Source organism: Sphingobium sp. Z007 (assembly GCF_900013425.1).
Lineage (GTDB): Bacteria > Pseudomonadota > Alphaproteobacteria > Sphingomonadales > Sphingomonadaceae > Sphingobium.
The window spans coordinates 392,386-406,860 of record NZ_FBXK01000005.1 but is presented as its reverse complement, the minus strand read 5'-3'; the positions used below and the strand labels follow the sequence as shown (position 1 = coordinate 406,860).

General features: G+C 65.0%; 17 protein-coding genes. 4 read left to right on the top strand and 13 right to left on the bottom strand.

Annotation, left to right across the window (positions count from 1 at the left end; genetic code table 11):
- Positions 1-131: 131 nt before the first annotated feature.
- Genes CEQ44_RS09910 through CEQ44_RS09900 form a run of 3 tightly spaced genes read right to left on the bottom strand, consistent with a single transcriptional unit; the run spans position 132 to position 2,775 of the window.
- Entirely contained in the window at positions 132-1,397 is a 1,266-nt protein-coding gene (locus CEQ44_RS09910) for an ABC transporter (protein WP_088184751.1), read from the bottom strand.
- 29 nt (positions 1,398-1,426) lie between these two features.
- Positions 1,427-1,738, bottom strand: coding sequence for a hypothetical protein (locus CEQ44_RS09905; protein WP_088184781.1), 312 nt, complete (start codon positions 1,736-1,738; stop codon positions 1,427-1,429).
- A 41-nt stretch (positions 1,739-1,779) separates the two neighbouring features.
- The gene (locus CEQ44_RS09900; RefSeq protein ID WP_088184750.1) at positions 1,780-2,775 is read right to left on the bottom strand and encodes a cysteine synthase A; all 996 of its coding nucleotides are present in this window, start codon (positions 2,773-2,775) and stop codon (positions 1,780-1,782) included.
- Between the two features lie 217 nt (positions 2,776-2,992).
- Here CEQ44_RS09900 and CEQ44_RS09895 point away from each other — a divergent pair, with 217 nt between their 5' ends.
- Both CEQ44_RS09895 and CEQ44_RS09890 read left to right on the top strand, forming a co-directional pair.
- Positions 2,993-3,967 carry a cell wall hydrolase gene (locus tag CEQ44_RS09895; RefSeq protein WP_088184749.1) on the top strand — a complete coding sequence of 325 codons (975 nt, stop codon included), beginning with the start codon at positions 2,993-2,995 and terminating at the stop codon, positions 3,965-3,967.
- Between the two features lie 358 nt (positions 3,968-4,325).
- Positions 4,326-4,454, top strand: coding sequence for an entericidin A/B family lipoprotein (locus CEQ44_RS09890; protein WP_088184748.1), 129 nt, complete (start codon positions 4,326-4,328; stop codon positions 4,452-4,454).
- 374 nt (positions 4,455-4,828) lie between these two features.
- On the opposite strand, the gene tatC is transcribed toward CEQ44_RS09890, so the two are convergent.
- The 10 genes from tatC to CEQ44_RS09840 form a co-directional block, all read right to left on the bottom strand.
- Entirely contained in the window at positions 4,829-5,608 is a 780-nt protein-coding gene (gene tatC / locus CEQ44_RS09885) for a twin-arginine translocase subunit TatC (protein WP_088184747.1), read from the bottom strand.
- Entirely contained in the window at positions 5,605-6,054 is a 450-nt protein-coding gene (gene tatB / locus CEQ44_RS09880) for a Sec-independent protein translocase protein TatB (protein ID WP_088184746.1), read from the bottom strand. The genes tatC and tatB overlap by 4 nt, the downstream gene beginning before the upstream one ends.
- A 27-nt stretch (positions 6,055-6,081) precedes the next feature.
- The gene (locus CEQ44_RS09875; RefSeq protein WP_088184745.1) at positions 6,082-6,330 is read right to left on the bottom strand and encodes a twin-arginine translocase TatA/TatE family subunit; all 249 of its coding nucleotides are present in this window, start codon (positions 6,328-6,330) and stop codon (positions 6,082-6,084) included.
- Positions 6,331-6,358: 28 nt separating this feature from the next.
- Positions 6,359-6,952 (bottom strand): SMC-Scp complex subunit ScpB, encoded by a 594-nt coding sequence (gene scpB, locus CEQ44_RS09870; RefSeq protein WP_088184744.1) that lies wholly within the window; start codon positions 6,950-6,952, stop codon positions 6,359-6,361.
- Positions 6,949-7,725 (bottom strand): ScpA family protein, encoded by a 777-nt coding sequence (locus tag CEQ44_RS09865; protein ID WP_088184743.1) that lies wholly within the window; start codon positions 7,723-7,725, stop codon positions 6,949-6,951. The genes scpB and CEQ44_RS09865 overlap by 4 nt, the downstream gene beginning before the upstream one ends.
- A gap of 2 nt (positions 7,726-7,727) precedes the next feature.
- Entirely contained in the window at positions 7,728-8,741 is a 1,014-nt protein-coding gene (gene nagZ / locus CEQ44_RS09860; protein WP_088184742.1) for a beta-N-acetylhexosaminidase, read from the bottom strand.
- A gap of 88 nt (positions 8,742-8,829) precedes the next feature.
- Positions 8,830-9,027 (bottom strand): hypothetical protein, encoded by a 198-nt coding sequence (locus CEQ44_RS09855; protein WP_254913841.1) that lies wholly within the window; start codon positions 9,025-9,027, stop codon positions 8,830-8,832.
- 102 nt (positions 9,028-9,129) lie between these two features.
- Positions 9,130-9,852, bottom strand: coding sequence for an SPOR domain-containing protein (locus CEQ44_RS09850; RefSeq protein WP_088184741.1), 723 nt, complete (start codon positions 9,850-9,852; stop codon positions 9,130-9,132).
- Positions 9,853-9,862: 10 nt separating this feature from the next.
- A complete protein-coding gene (argS, locus tag CEQ44_RS09845; RefSeq protein ID WP_088184740.1) occupies positions 9,863-11,587 on the bottom strand; it encodes an arginine--tRNA ligase in 1,725 nt (574 codons plus the stop codon).
- Positions 11,588-11,703: 116 nt separating this feature from the next.
- Entirely contained in the window at positions 11,704-12,312 is a 609-nt protein-coding gene (locus tag CEQ44_RS09840; RefSeq protein WP_088184780.1) for a hypothetical protein, read from the bottom strand.
- A 169-nt stretch (positions 12,313-12,481) separates the two neighbouring features.
- On the opposite strand from CEQ44_RS09840, the gene ispH reads away from it, so the two are divergent.
- Both ispH and thrB read left to right on the top strand, forming a co-directional pair.
- Entirely contained in the window at positions 12,482-13,441 is a 960-nt protein-coding gene (gene ispH / locus CEQ44_RS09835) for a 4-hydroxy-3-methylbut-2-enyl diphosphate reductase (protein ID WP_088184739.1), read from the top strand.
- A gap of 3 nt (positions 13,442-13,444) precedes the next feature.
- Positions 13,445-14,422: a homoserine kinase gene (gene thrB / locus CEQ44_RS09830; RefSeq protein WP_088184738.1), complete on the top strand. Its 978-nt coding sequence runs from the start codon at positions 13,445-13,447 to the stop codon at positions 14,420-14,422.
- Positions 14,423-14,475: the final 53 nt, after the last annotated feature.

Genomic DNA, 14,475 nt, shown 5'->3' with positions numbered 1-14,475 from the left:
GAAAAGACCATCCAGCGTTCAGGACTGCACAAAGCCTGACGAACCCCAATGCTGGATTACCTACCAAGCATGGGGGGTCACTGCAATGGGAAAGCATGGGTGACGATGGGAAAAGACGGTGAAATTCGGGACTAACCGAATTTGTTATCTTTGGCCTCGTCATCTTCTCCTTTTGTTCCGGGCGTGGCCCCACGCCGTCCCCGGCGGAGCAGCATCGCGCCCACTATCGCCCACATCGTCCCGGCCAGAAGCGCCCAACGGAGCGCGCGGGTGACATCCTGCGCGTCGCGCATCCAGCGCCGGTCGCCAGGGATGGATGCCCCGCCCAACCAGCGGACGACGAGCGCAGGCGTATCGGCCACCCAATAGCGGGGATCGAGCGGATGGGCGGGATTGGCGAGCCAGAGCCGGTCGTCGATCGGATCGGCGTCTCCCACCAGCAAGGCCGCCCCATGCCCTATCTGCTTGCGCTGCACGATCCCGTCTCTCTCCGCAGTAGGGCAGCCGCGCGCACCCGTCAGGGTGATGAGCGTGCCGTCGGGGGGAAAATAACGGATTTCTTCGCTCATGATGGCGCACGGGTGGAAACCCCAATGGTCTAGCAGCGGCCCCAGCAGGCTGGTGGACGGCGCGCGGCGGCGATCGCCCAGCGGCAGGTCCGACGGCCAGCGCAGCAGCGGATCGGCCATTACCAGCGCCGTGCCACCATCCCGCACCCAGGCGTCTATCGCGACCAGTTGCGTGGGCGTCATAGCGCGTGGCTGGGCCAGCAGGAGCCGCTTTGCCCCCGATGGTTTGAGTTGAACCGGGTCGTCCATCGGCACGACGGTGAAGCGGGTGCGCAGGACCGTGACGACGGGGGCGTCCTGTCGCCCCGACTCGCTCCAGAAGAGTGGTAGCGCGGTGATGACAGCGAGCGTCGGGCGGTCCGGGACTGGGTGCAACGGTTGGGCGGGGCCGCGCCAGAGGAGCAGCGCGGCAAGTATGAGGAAGATCACACCCACGCCTGTTCGCTTCGAGCGTAGTCGAGAAGTGTTAGCGCCAGGCTTCTCGACTACGCTCGAAGCGAACGGGGAATGGCGCAGCATGGCCCCGCCGAAAGCCGCCAACATCCCAACCATCGCCAGCCCCAGCGCCGCCATCCCGTCCGGCACGCGTCCCGCCGCGAAAGCGCAGAAGATCAGCGCCATCCCGACGCCACCCATCGCCACCCATGTCAGTATCGCCCATCCGCGCCGCGCCAGCAGCAGGCCCGCCCCGGTCAGCACTATCGCCGTTGGCAAAGCCCAATCCCAGGGATCGGCCTGACCCGTCAACCAGGCGCTCCACAGACCGGCCAGAACAATCGCCAGCGGCGGCAACCAGAGCCACAGGAATCGGTTCAGCCCCGCCTTCATCGGCGGCGATCCTGGCCCGGCGGCATCACTCAGCGCTGCTGCTGCGTGGAGTCGCGGTCCATGGGCTTGCGGATATTGGGATCGGGTTGCAGGTCGGGCACGATCGGGGCCTGTTCCGGCGCGGGCTGCACGCCCAGTTCGGCCAGCGGATCGCGCGGCGACACGGCATTGCCGCTGGCGCTGAGCGTCGGCACCACCGGCGGCGGCAGCGCGGCGTCGTCCATCCGCGCCTTTTCGATGACGATATTGGCCAGCCCCACCAACAGCACCACACCCGCCAGACCGGTCAAGCCGATCTGGACGCGCTGCAACCCTTCCTGTCGGCGGGGTGTTTCAGCCATGGTGACGCTCTGGACCTCTTCGCCGCGACCCGTGTCGGCGTTCATGCAGTCTGCGCGAGCCAGGGGAAGACGGTCAAGCCCTTAGATTCCAGCCACTCACGGTTGTAGAGGGTCGAGAGATAGCGAAAGCCCGTATCACACAGGATCGTCGCGATCCGTTTGCCTGGCCCCAATTGCCGCGCCAGCGCCACCGCACCCGCGACATTGATGCCCGACGACAGGCCCAGGCACAGCCCCTCCTCGCTCAGCAAGCGGCGGACCCACTCCATGCCGTCCGCGTCGGAAATGCGGAACTGGGTGTCGATCGGCGCGCCTTCCAGATTGGCGGTGATGCGCCCCTGGCCGATGCCCTCTGCCACCGAAGAGCCTTCGGCCTTCAATTCGCCGGTCGCGTAATAGCTGTAGAGCGCCGCGCCGTGCGGATCGCTCAGCGCGATGGTGATAGTCTCATCCTTGGCCTTAAGGCCCAGGCCGACGCCGGCGATCGTGCCGCCCGTGCCGGCCGCGCAGGTGAAGCCGTCGATCCGGCCGTCCATCTGGGTCCAGATCTCTTCCGCCGTGCCGACGATATGCGCCTTGCGGTTGGCGATATTGTCGAACTGATTGGCCCAGATCGCGCCTTCCGTCTCCTCCGCCAGGCGGCGGGAGGTATGGACGAAATGGCCAGGGTTGGAATAAGGCGCGGCGGGCACCGTCACCAGTTCCGCCCCCAGCGCGCGCAACGTATCCATCTTTTCGCGGCTCTGCGTTTCGGGCATGACGATGATCGTCTTATAGCCCTTGGCATTGGCGACCAGCGCCAGGCCGATGCCGGTATTGCCCGCCGTCCCCTCGACAATGGTGCCGCCGGGCTGGAGCAGCCCCTTTTCCTCGGCATCGTTGACGATGAACAGCGCCGCCCGGTCCTTGACCGAGGCGCCAGGATTGGCGAATTCGCACTTGGCGAAAATGTCGCAGCCCGTCTCTTGCGAAGGGCCGGCGAGACGCACCATCGGCGTATTGCCGATGAGGGCGAGGCTATTGGGTTGAAGCAGCATGACACCCGCATAGCGGAGCGGACGCGACTTTGCCAAGCAAGGGAATGATGAGGCCAAGAAAGCGGCCATTTCATCGCCCTGTTAATCTTTGCCCGGTTAATCTTTTCACCCTCCGGCGTCCCATCGCGGCACAGGCCAAATGCGCAGGGGAAAGCGTAAGCAAATTACGCTAAGGGCGAGCTGCGCGACATGGGGTCGCGTACCGACAGGGTTTGGCATGCGGCTTTTTGCACAGATGCGGGGATGGCAGGGACATGGCGCGATCGCCCTGATCGCGCTGGTGCTGCTCGTCGCCCCGCGCCTCATCACTGCCGCGCCGCTCGACATGCTCGATGGCGAACAGGGCCGGTCCCTCGCCGACCCAGCCGAAGATTCGGGCGCGAACTTCCCCGGCTCCGCCTTCTTCTATGCGCAAGGGGCGTTCGATCCGGTGCCTGGCGTCGCCACGGTGCAGAGCGAGCATGTGCTGGGCCTGGACGAAGTGAAGGCCGCGCCCGCCATGGTCTTTCGCGGGATGACCGGCCTCGACAGCTATCGTGCGCTCAATTGCCTGACATCCGCCATCTATTATGAAGCCGCCAACGAACCGGACGATGGCCAGCGCGCAGTGGCGCAGGTGGTGCTCAACCGGGTGCGCAGCCCGCTCTGGCCCAATACGGTCTGCGGCGTCGTCTATCAGGGGTCGGAACGCACCGACTATAAATGCCAGTTCACCTTCAGTTGCGACGGTGCAATGGCGCGGGTGCCCGCCGCCGCCGCCTGGGTCCGGGCGCGGCGCGTGGCGCAGGATGCACTGGCCGGGAATGTTTACGCGCCGGTCGGCCTCGCCACCCATTATCATACGCTGGCGGTGCGCCCCCTATGGTCGTCCAGCCTGCAGGCGGTGGCTGTGATCGGCGCGCATATCTTTTATCGCAATCCCGGTTTCAACGGCACGCCCGCGGCCTTCTCCGACCCTTATCTAGGACGCGAGACCATTTCGGGGCCAGCACGCAGCAGCTGGCCTGCGCGCCCGGCACAGCCTGTCGAGATGCTGGCTACTCCCTACGCAACGCCCACACCGCCTGCCACGCCGATCGCACCGCGCGCCGGCTGGACGCCCGCGCCCCCGCCCCCGTCGTCCGCCAACGATGGCCTGCCGGAATCCACCATCCGACCGGAATATCGTAACAGCGGCCGTCCGCTCATCTGAGACGCACCTATGTCCCCGGCGGCGGTTTTAGCGGTTAATATTGCGATGACCATCGAAGTGGCTGGAAAAAAAGCAGATTAAAAATAGGCTTTTTCGGCATCGGCGGGAACCGATCCGCGATGTTATGGGTTTTATATTTCGGATAGCAAATCTTTTGCCCCCCGCTCTTGCTATCCAAAAAAATATGAGCCCGGAACGTCTCCCCCCCGACGCGTTCCGGGCTCAGCTTTTTTCGGGCTTTTCCGGTTGAAATCTTTATTCTTTTCGGCTGCGGAACGTATGCGCGCAGCGCGGGTTCTTCCTTCGTCACTGCGATGGCGCCGCCATCCGGTCACAGATTTTGACGAGGAGATTTCCGATGACCAAGAAAATTCTAGCCGCCGTGCTGCTCACCGGATCGCTGATGGTTGCTGCGTGCAACACGGTCGAGGGCGCAGGCCGCGACGTGCAGAGCGCCGGCAAGGCCGTGGAAAAGACCGCGAACTAAGGGTCGCGCAGACTTTCAGTTTTCTACCCCGCTCCCTAGCATGGCCCGCCCGTCAAACGGCGGGCCTTTTTTTTGCGCAGCGAAGAAGGACGCTGTAGGCTTCGACCAGAAGCGGACATGCGGCGGCCATTCCGGCTTGCCCAATAGCAGTCACCCTAGCGAAGGCTGAGGTTCTTAGGCGACGGCGCGCTACGTGTGGGTAAGCGCTCATTTCGACCGCTGCGTGCTCGCGCGCGAGACCAGCGTTGGCCTACGGCCGCCCTTCGGGTCGCGGGGGTGACGGGATTTTTTCGTCGTTGTTAAAATGACGTCAGGTGCAAAGCGGAATGGCAGAAAACCATCCCGCATTGCCACCAAGCAAACTCATCGCCTGTTTACGCCGAAGCCTCTTCCGCCGCCTCTTGCTTGGCGGCCCTGCGATCGGTGAACCAGATCGCAATGATGGTGATTTCGTAGAGCAGCAGCAGCGGGATCGCGAGCATCAGTTGCGACACCACGTCGGGCGGGGTCAGCACCGCCGCCAGGATGAAGGCGGCGACGATCATATAACGCCGCATCCCGATCAGTTGCGCCCGCGTGACGAAGCCGGCGCGGTTGAGCAGCATTAGCAGCACCGGCATCAGGAAGCTGATGCCGAAGGCGAGGATGAATTGCATGACAAGGCCGAGATAGGCGTCCGCACTGGGCAACGCCTCGACCTGCAAGCCGCTACTATTGCCCTGAAACTCCAGGAAGAAGTGGAACGCCATCGGCATCACCACGAAATAGGCGAGGCTCGCGCCCAGCGCGAAGAGGAAGGGCGTCGCCAGGATGAAGGGCAGCAGCGCCTTTTTTTCCTTGGCATAGAGGCCCGGCGCGACGAAGGCCCAGAGTTGGTTGGCGATGATCGGGAAGGACAGACAGAAAGCCCCGAAAAAGGCGATCTTCACCTGCACGAAAAAGGCTTCGTACAGCTTGGTATAGACCAGCTTGCCGCCGCCATCGCCGAACGCTTCCTTGAGTGGATGGACCAGGATCGTGAACAGCTGTTCGGAAAAATAGAAGCAGAGCGCGCCGGTCGCCACCAGCGCATAAACGCATTTGAGCAGACGGCCGCGCAGCTCGATCAGATGGTCGAGCAAGGGCGCCTTGCTGTCGTCGATATCCCCGATCATGCCGGTGCGTCACCCTTGTGCGGCTGGGCGACAGGCTCGGCCGATGCCTCCGCGACATAGGGCGGGCCGTCCGCCGCCGGGGGCGCGACCGGGGCGGATTGCGCGACGAAAGCCGGCTTTTCCGTCGGCGCTTCGGCCACATAGGGCGGGTTGCCTTCGGATCCCGCGGAGTCGCCCGGCGCCGGCAGTGCGTCTGTCGCAGCGACTTCGGGCGGATGCTCGTCCATGATCCGCTTGTTCTGCGCGGCCCATTTCTTTTCCAGCTCTTCCAGCTCCACTTCGCGCACCATGGCGTCGATGCCGGTGCGGAAATGGCGGGCCATGCCCTGCGCCTTGCCGACGATCTGCCCCACCTTGTACAAGGCGCGCGGCAGATCCTTCGGCCCGATCACGATCACGGCGATGATCACGATCACCAGAAATTCGGACGAATCGATACCAAACATGCGGGACTACCGGCCTGCGCTAGAGGATCAGGCCTTGGTCTTTTCTTCGGTCGCGCTGGGCGTCGGCGCATCCTGTTCAGGCACGCGATGCCCTTCCAGGCGCGTTGCGGGCTTGGCGGGCGTCACATCATCGTCGCTATCGTCGGCCATGCCCTTCTTGAAGCTCTTGATGCCCTTGGCAACGTCACCCATCAGGCCGGAAATCCGTCCGCCGCCGAACAGCAGCATGACGACCAGGAGCACGATGACCCAGTGCATCAGCGAAAAGGAACCCATTTTTCAATACTCCAAGTAGAAGGCCTATCTAGGCGTCTTCCTCATCATTTTCCACAACGGATTGGCCGCCCAGACCCTCCAGCGCCAAATCGACTGGATCGAGCAGGCCCGCGGCGCGCAGATCGTCCACGCCCGGAAGGTCTCGACGGCTGCTAAGCCCGAAATGTGACAGAAAATCTACGGTCGTCGCATAGATGAGCGGCCGACCCGGCACCTCGCGCCGTCCGGCGGGGCGGACCCAGCCCGCCTCCATCAGCACGTCGAGCGTGCCCTTGGCCACCTGGACGCCTCGAATCGCCTCGATCTCCGCGCGGCTCACCGGCTCGTGATAGGCGATGATCGCCAGCGTCTCCATCGCCGCGCGCGACAATTTGCGCGGCTCGTCCTTTTCGCGGCGCAGGATATGGGCCAGGTCCGGCGCGGTCTGGAAATGCCAGCGCCCGCCCCGTTCGACCAGGTTGATCCCGCGCCCGGCATAATGATCGGCCAGCGCGCCGAGCGCCAAGGGAAGATTACCGCCCTCCCCGACATGCAGCTTGATTTCGGCTGGCGTCAGCGGCGTTTCGGCCACGAACAGCGCCGCCTCCACCGCGCGCAGGAAATCGTCGGGTTCCGCGTTCATGCCGCCACGTCCTGATTCGGTGTGGCCGCACGCAGATAGAGCGGCGCGAAGATGCCGTCCTGCTGCATCTCCAGCCGCCCCTGCCGCGCCAGTTCCAGCGCTGCAACGAAGCTGCTGGCGAGCGCCGACTTCGCCTTGGGCGCGTCCAAATCGGGCGGCAGAAAGGATTCGAGCCGGGTCCAGTCGAGCGCCGCGCCCACCAGCGAACCGACCCGCTGGATCGCCTCGTCCAGCGTCATCACCGGCCGCAACGCAATGACGTGCACCGCCGGCTGCGTGCGAGCGCGAATCTGGCCATAGGATTGAATCAAGTCATAGAGGCTTGCGCGCCATTGCGTCTTTTTGACCAGCCGCAGCCCTTCAGGCTTACGCCGGGCGAAGACATCGCGGCCGACCCGGTCGCGCGCCATCAGCCGGGCGGCGGCGTCGCGCATGGCGTGCAGCCGCTGGAGCCGCAATTGCAGCCGCAGCGCCAGGTCTTCGGGGCTGGGATCGGCCTGTTCCTGCCGTGGCAGCAGCAGCGAGGATTTGAGATAGGCGAGCCAGGCCGCCATCACCAGATAGTCCGCCGCCAGTTCCAGCCGCAATTCGCGCGCGCCGTCGATGAAGTCCAGATATTGTTCGGTCAGCGCGAGGATGGAAATCTCCCGCAGGTCGACCTTCTGCGTCCGCGCGAGGCTGAGCAGCAGGTCGAGCGGCCCTTCCCACGCCTCGAAGCTGACGGTGAGCGTTTCGGGGCTGGGGATGGCAGGCGCGATGAAGAGATCGTCCACGCTCAGGCCGCCACCAGCCCTAGCAGCATATCCCGCGTCGCCAGCAGTTCCTCGATCGGTGGCTGGTCCGTGCCGCGCGTCACCGAACCCATGGCCCGGTCGAGCCGCGCGCGCGCCTTGTCCGTAATCTCCGGCAACAGGTGCGCGATTCCGACCATATCGTCCATCCGGCCCCAACAGTTGAGCGCCAGGTCGCATCCCGCAGCGACTACACCGGCGGCGAGTTCGGGGATGCCGCCCTTGAGCGCCTTCATGTCCAGATCGTCCGACATCAGCAGACCGTTGAAACCGATCCGCTGCCGAATGATCTCGCCGATGATCGTGGGCGAGAGGCTGGCGGGGTGCTGCGCATCCCATTCGGTATAGACGACATGGGCAGTCATCCCGATCGGCGCCTGGTTGAGCGTGCGGAACGGCGCCAGGTCGGTTTCCAGCGCGTTGAGATTGGCGGTCACCACCGGCAGGGCGAGATGGCTGTCGACCATCGCGCGGCCATGGCCCGGCATATGCTTGACGATACCGACCACGCCACCTTCGGCCAGTCCCTCCAGCGTGGCGCGGCCCAGCGCGGCGACGCGCATGGGATCGGCGCCCAGCGTGCGGTCGCCCATGATGTCGCTCGCGCCATCCTGCCGCACGTCGAGCAGCGGCAGCGCATCGACGGTGATGCCGACTTCCGCGAGAGTGAGCGCGATGGCGCGGGCATTGGCGCGCGCGGCGGCAATGGCGCTGGACGGGGCGAGGTCATAGAGCCGGTCGAACTGCGCGCCCGCGGGGAAGCTGGGCCAGACCGGCGCCTCCATCCGCGCCACCCGGCCGCCTTCCTGGTCGATCATGATGAGCAGATCGTCGCGGCCGTGCAGGCTGCGCAAATCGTCGGTCAGCGCGCGCAACTGCGCCCGGTCGGCGATATTGCGCTTGAACAGGATGTAGCCGGCGGGCTGCGCGTCCGCAAAGAAGGCGCGCTCGTCGCCGGTCAGGGTTTCGCCGGACAGACCGAAGATGACGGGTTTCATGGACGGGAGACTAGCGCCCCGAACGCGCGCTGTCGAAGGCGAATCGCCACGGCCGCCGTAATCGGTGGCGGCCGTGGCATGGCCTTTGTCAGGCCGGGAGCGGCTTGGCAGGCACGGCGCGCTCCGCGTCCATCATCGCTTGGAGCATCCGCCGCCCCTCCACCGCGTTGCGATCGGTCTTGATGAGCAGTTCGTCGGGATTTTCGCCGATCACCGCCAGCATCTTCTCGATCTCCTCGGTGGCGAACTTGTCCTCCTCCAAGACCGGGCGGAGATAGTCGAACATGAAATCCATCCCCTTCGCATCTTGACGCCATGGCGAAGAAATAGATGCTGCTACCCGGCATTGCCGGCGTCACGCCATCCCGCCTACCCGACCGGCACGCCTTTAATTGACCACCAAGCAGCTTTCGCCCGCGACCTTAAGCTTGCCGCAGATCATGCTCGCTTGGCTCCCCGCGCTGGCACGCAGGCGATAAACGGTGCCGCCGCCAACCTGCGCCGGCTCCACCGTCATAGCGAGCGGCACGAGATAAGCGAAACGCTTGGACAACTTGGTCCAGGCATCCTTCGCGCCCGACGCGCTGCCATAGGCGCCTAGCTGGATCATCGCGCCACCGGCGGCGGCCTTGGGCGTTTCAGCCTGGCGCACCCCGGTTTCGTCGGTGACGCGCGCGGTGACGCTGGCGGCGGGCTTGTTCGGCGCAGCGGGTGTGGGCGCGGCGGGGGCTGGCGCGGTCTTGGCGATCGGCGCTTCGGGCACGCGGCTGGGGTCGATCCGGCCATCGCGCAGCACGCCTTCGCTGGCGGCGAAGCTGGCGTCGCCTTCGCCGGCAAATTTCTTGGCGTCGGCTTCATTGGCGGCGATCTTGTAATCCTGCGTCGGCGCAGCGATCAGTTGCCCCTCACCCGCGCCACCTGCGCCATTGCGGTTCTGCATCCACCATACGCCCGCGACCACCGCGCCGATCAGCGCGAGGCCCAGCAGGATCAGGCCCAGCAGGCGGAGCGGCGAAATCCTCTCTTCCGCCTCGTCATCGATCGCCGGCTCCAGCCAGGGCAAACGATCTTCATCGTCCAGGTCCAGTCGCCCACGCGCATAATCGCTCATTTCCAGCGCCTCACTGCATTTCCGTCAACGCGGCCACGCCCATAAGCGCCAACCCGTTGCGGATAATCTGCCCTATTCCTTGCGCCAGGAAAAGCCGTGTGGCGGTGAGCGCCGGATCGTCGGCCAGGATGACGCGCGCACGCGGATCGTCATTGCCCATATTCCACCAACCATGGAAGGCAGAAGCCAAGTCATTGAGATAGAAGGCAACCCGGTGCGGTTCGCGTTGCATTGCGGCCCCTTCCACCACCCGCGGGAACTGGGCGGCGAGCTTGACGATGGCCAGCTCCGCCGTCCCAAGAAGGGACAGGTCGGGCGCGGGCAGGACGATCCCGGCCTCTTCGGCGCGCCGTCCGAGCGAAGAAATCCGCGCATGGGCATATTGGACGTAGAAAACGGGATTGTCCTTCGACGCCTCCACCACCTTGGCGAAGTCGAAATCCATCTGCGCGTCGGCCTTGCGCGTCAGCATGGTAAAGCGGACGACATCCTTGCCCACTTCCTGCACCACATCGGCCAGCGTCACGAAATTGCCCGCCCGCTTGGACATCTTCACCGGTTCGCCATCGCGCAGCAGGCGGACCATCTGAATGAGCTTGACGTCGAACCGCGCCTTGCCCTCCGTCAGCGCCGCGACGGCGGCCTGGATGCGCTTGACGGTGCCTGCGTGATCTGCGCCCCAGATGTCGATCAACTGGTCGGCGGACTGCGCCTTCTGGTAGTGATAGGCCATGTCGGCGCCGAAATAGGTCCAGCTGCCGTTCGACTTCTTGATCGGCCGATCCTGATCGTCGCCGAATTGGGTCGAGCGGAACAGCGGCAGTTCGACCGGCTCCCAATCGTCGGGCAATTCGCCCTTGGGTGCTTCCAGCACACCGTCATAGACCAGGTCGTGCGCGCGCAGCCAGGCCTCGGCTTCATCGGGCTTGCCCGCCGCCTGCAATTCCGCTTCGGACGAGAAAATGTCGTGATGGATGCCGAGCAGCGCCAGATCGCTGCGGATCATGTCCATCATCTTCGCCACGGCGAAGGTGCGAAAGGCCCCCAGCCAGTCGGCTTCGGGCGCGCCGACGAACCGATCGCCATATTCGGCGGCCAGAGCCTGCCCGACCGGCACCAGATAGTCGCCCGGATAGAGGCCTTCGGGGATCGCGATAGTTTCGCCCAGCGCCTCGCGGTAACGCAGATGCGCCGACCGGGCGAGCACGTCCACCTGACCGCCTGCATCATTGATATAATATTCGCGGATCACCTTATGGCCCGCATATTCCAGCAAAGTGGCGAGCGCATCGCCCACCACCGCGCCGCGGCAATGGCCCATATGCATCGGCCCTGTCGGATTGGCGGACACATATTCGACATTGACGGTCACGCCCTCTCCCACGTCCGACCGACCATAATCATCGGCGTCCGCATGGATCGCGGCCAGCTCCGCGCGCCAGGTCGGATCGGTCAGGGTGAGATTGATGAAGCCGGGACCGGCGATGGTCGCGCTTTCAACTTCGTCCAGCGCCTGCAATTTGGTGACGATCGCTTCGGCCAGCGCGCGCGGATTGGTGCCTGCGGGCTTCGCCAGCACCATGGCGGCATTGGTGGCGAGGTCGCCATGCGACGGATCGCGCGGCGGCTCGACCGTCACCGGTTTGCGATTGAGGCCTGCGGGCAGCACGCCATCGGCTTCCAGCGCGTCCAGCACGGCGTCGAGATGGGCGGTGAAACGGGTGTAAAGGGACACGGGACGAACTTTCCTACAAGTCCCGTTCGCCCTGAGCCTGTCGAAGGGCTGCTCTTTTCTTCAAGAAGTGCAGGGCTTCGACAAGCTCAGCCCGAACGGACGAAAACGAGCTGAGTTTAACGCGTCGCGTTATATCGGAGCTGATCCTGGGTCAGGTTGAAACCCACGAGCAACTCGAAGCTGGTTCGCTGGAGCGCCGCCTTGACGTCGGGCTGGGCGAAGGGATCGATCGCAGCGTCGGCATCGCCTGCCTTGCGCTTCTGCGTGATCTTGGTCTGGATCTCGGCGGGCAGCGTGGCGGCCGACTTGTTCACATAGGAACCGCCTTTGCCCTGCGCGCTGGCGCGATAGTCGCCCGCCGCGAAGTTCAGCGTCACCTGGCCGACGCGCTTGGCGACGACATTGGTGCCGGCCTGCACCACGGCGGAGAAATAGGGCAAGGTCACCTGCCGCGCCGCGCTCGCGTCGCTACGGCGCGCGTTCACGGTGAAGGTCGCCTCGGTGTAGAATTGCTCCCCGTCGGCGCAGGTGGAGCGCAGGTTGGTGATTTCCGCCACCACGTCGATCGCCGCGGCGTCGGTGCGACCGGGGGCGGTGAACAGCGTGATATCGCCGGTCTGCGCGGGAATCGCCGCCGTTGGGCAGGCCGAACGCACCGCGACGATACCGCCGCTCGCGTCGATCTCACCCCGGCGCGAACAGCCGGCCAGAGCGAGGGCCAGCATGGCAGTCACGGCGATATGAGACACTTTCACAGGCAGATATTCCTTCGCACGGGCCAATGGGCCAGAAGCTTCGCGCTTTCCTTATCCATCCGCCGCCCGCCACGCAACCGCAACAAAGCGCCGCCGGTTCGCTCTTTCATCCGGCCGCACATTCGCCTAAGCGGCAGGCATGACGCACGCGCCCTCCGCCCACCCGCCGATGAAGCTCCTGATCGCCGCCCCGCGCGGCTTTTGCGCAGGGGTCGATCGCGCGATCATCATCGTGGAAAAGGCGATCGAGGCCTATGGCGCGCCGGTCTATGTCCGACATGAGATCGTCCATAACAAATATGTCGTGGATGGGCTGAAGGCCAAGGGCGCTATCTTCGTGGAAAGCCTGGACCAGGTGCCTGACGGCGTGCCGGTAGTTTTTTCCGCCCATGGCGTGCCTAAGGCGGTGCCGGCCAAAGCCGAAGCGCGCGGCCTGTCCTATCTCGACGCCACCTGCCCGCTGGTCAGCAAGGTCCATCGCCAGGCGGAGCGCCAGGTGGAGGCCGGCCGCCATATCCTGTTCATCGGGCATAAGGGGCATCCCGAAGTGATCGGCACCTTCGGCCAGGTGCCCGACGGCGCGATGACCCTGATCGAAACGGTCGAGGCGGCCGAGACGTTCGCGCCCGTCGATCCCGCCAATCTCGCTTTCCTGACCCAGACCACATTGTCGGTGGATGATACCGCCGCGATCGTGGCGGTGCTGGAGCGCCGTTTCCCGACCATTGCCGCGCCCAAGGGCGAGGATATCTGCTACGCCACGTCCAATCGCCAGACATCGGTGAAGGCCATCGCCCCCCGCTGCCAGGCGCTTTATGTCATCGGTGCGCCCAACAGCTCCAACTCGCTGCGGCTGGTCGAAGTGGCGGAGCGGGAAGGCACGCCCGCCCGGTTGATCCAGCGGGCGTCGGAAATCGACTTTGCCTGGCTGGAGGGCGTGACGACGCTGGGCCTGACCGCGGGCGCCTCCGCGCCGGAGATATTGGTGCGCGAAGTGGTGGACCAGTTGGCGGAACGCTTCACGGTCGAGGAGGAGCAGGTGGAAACCACCCGCGAGACCATCGCGTTCAAGCTGCCCCGCGGACTGGAGGCCGCCTGACTCGTGGCCGTCTATACCCACGTCCCCGCCGAAGAGATCGACGCCTTCCTGACCCGCTACGACGCCGGACGCCTTGTGTCGGCCAAGGGCATTGCCGAAGGGGTGGAGAACAGCAATTATCTGCTCGAAACCACCGGCCCTGACGGTGCCGGTCATCGCTATATCCTGACCCTCTATGAAAAGCGGGTGGATGAAGCGGACCTGCCCTTCTTCATGGACCTGCTGGACCATCTGGGCGCGCGCGGATGCCTGGTCCCGCGCTTCATCGCGGATCGGGAGGGCAAGCGCCTTCAGCAATTGTCGGGTCGTCCCGCCTGCCTGATCGAGTTTCTGACCGGTATCAGCGTCACCGAACCTACGCCCGGACAGGCGCGCGCCGCCGGGGTGGCGCTGGGCGAACTGCACAAGGCGGCGCAGGGTTTCGCAGGCGAACGGCGCAATGCGCTCGACATCGCCGGCTGGCGCGCGCTGGCGGCCAAATGCGGCGACGATTTCGACCGGATCGCGCCGGGCTTGGCCGCGCGCGTGCGCGACGAACTGGCGTTTCTGGATGCCCACTGGCCCGCCGACCTGCCCCGGTCGGTCATCCATGCCGACCTTTTTCCCGACAATGTGCTGATGCTGGGCGAAGAGGTGACGGGCCTCATCGACTTTTATTTCAGCTGCACCGACATCCGCGCCTACGACCTGGCCGTCACCCACAGCGCCTGGTGCTTCAGCAATGACGGTGCGACCTGGTTCGGCGCGCGCGGCGCGGCGATCGGCGCTGGCTATGCGCAGGCCCATGGGCTGAGCGATGCCGAACGCGCCGCCTTTCCGATATTGTGCCGGGGCGCGGCGCTTCGCTTCCTGCTGACCCGCGCCTATGACTGGATCAACACGCCGGCCGACGCGCTGGTGACGCGCAAAGACCCGCTCGCCTATCTGCGCCGGCTAGACTTCTACGCCAAGGCTGATCCGGCGGAACTGCTGGGACAATAATTGCAAGCCGTTCGGGCTGAGCCTGTCGAAGCCCTTTTCTGCCCTTGAAGGAA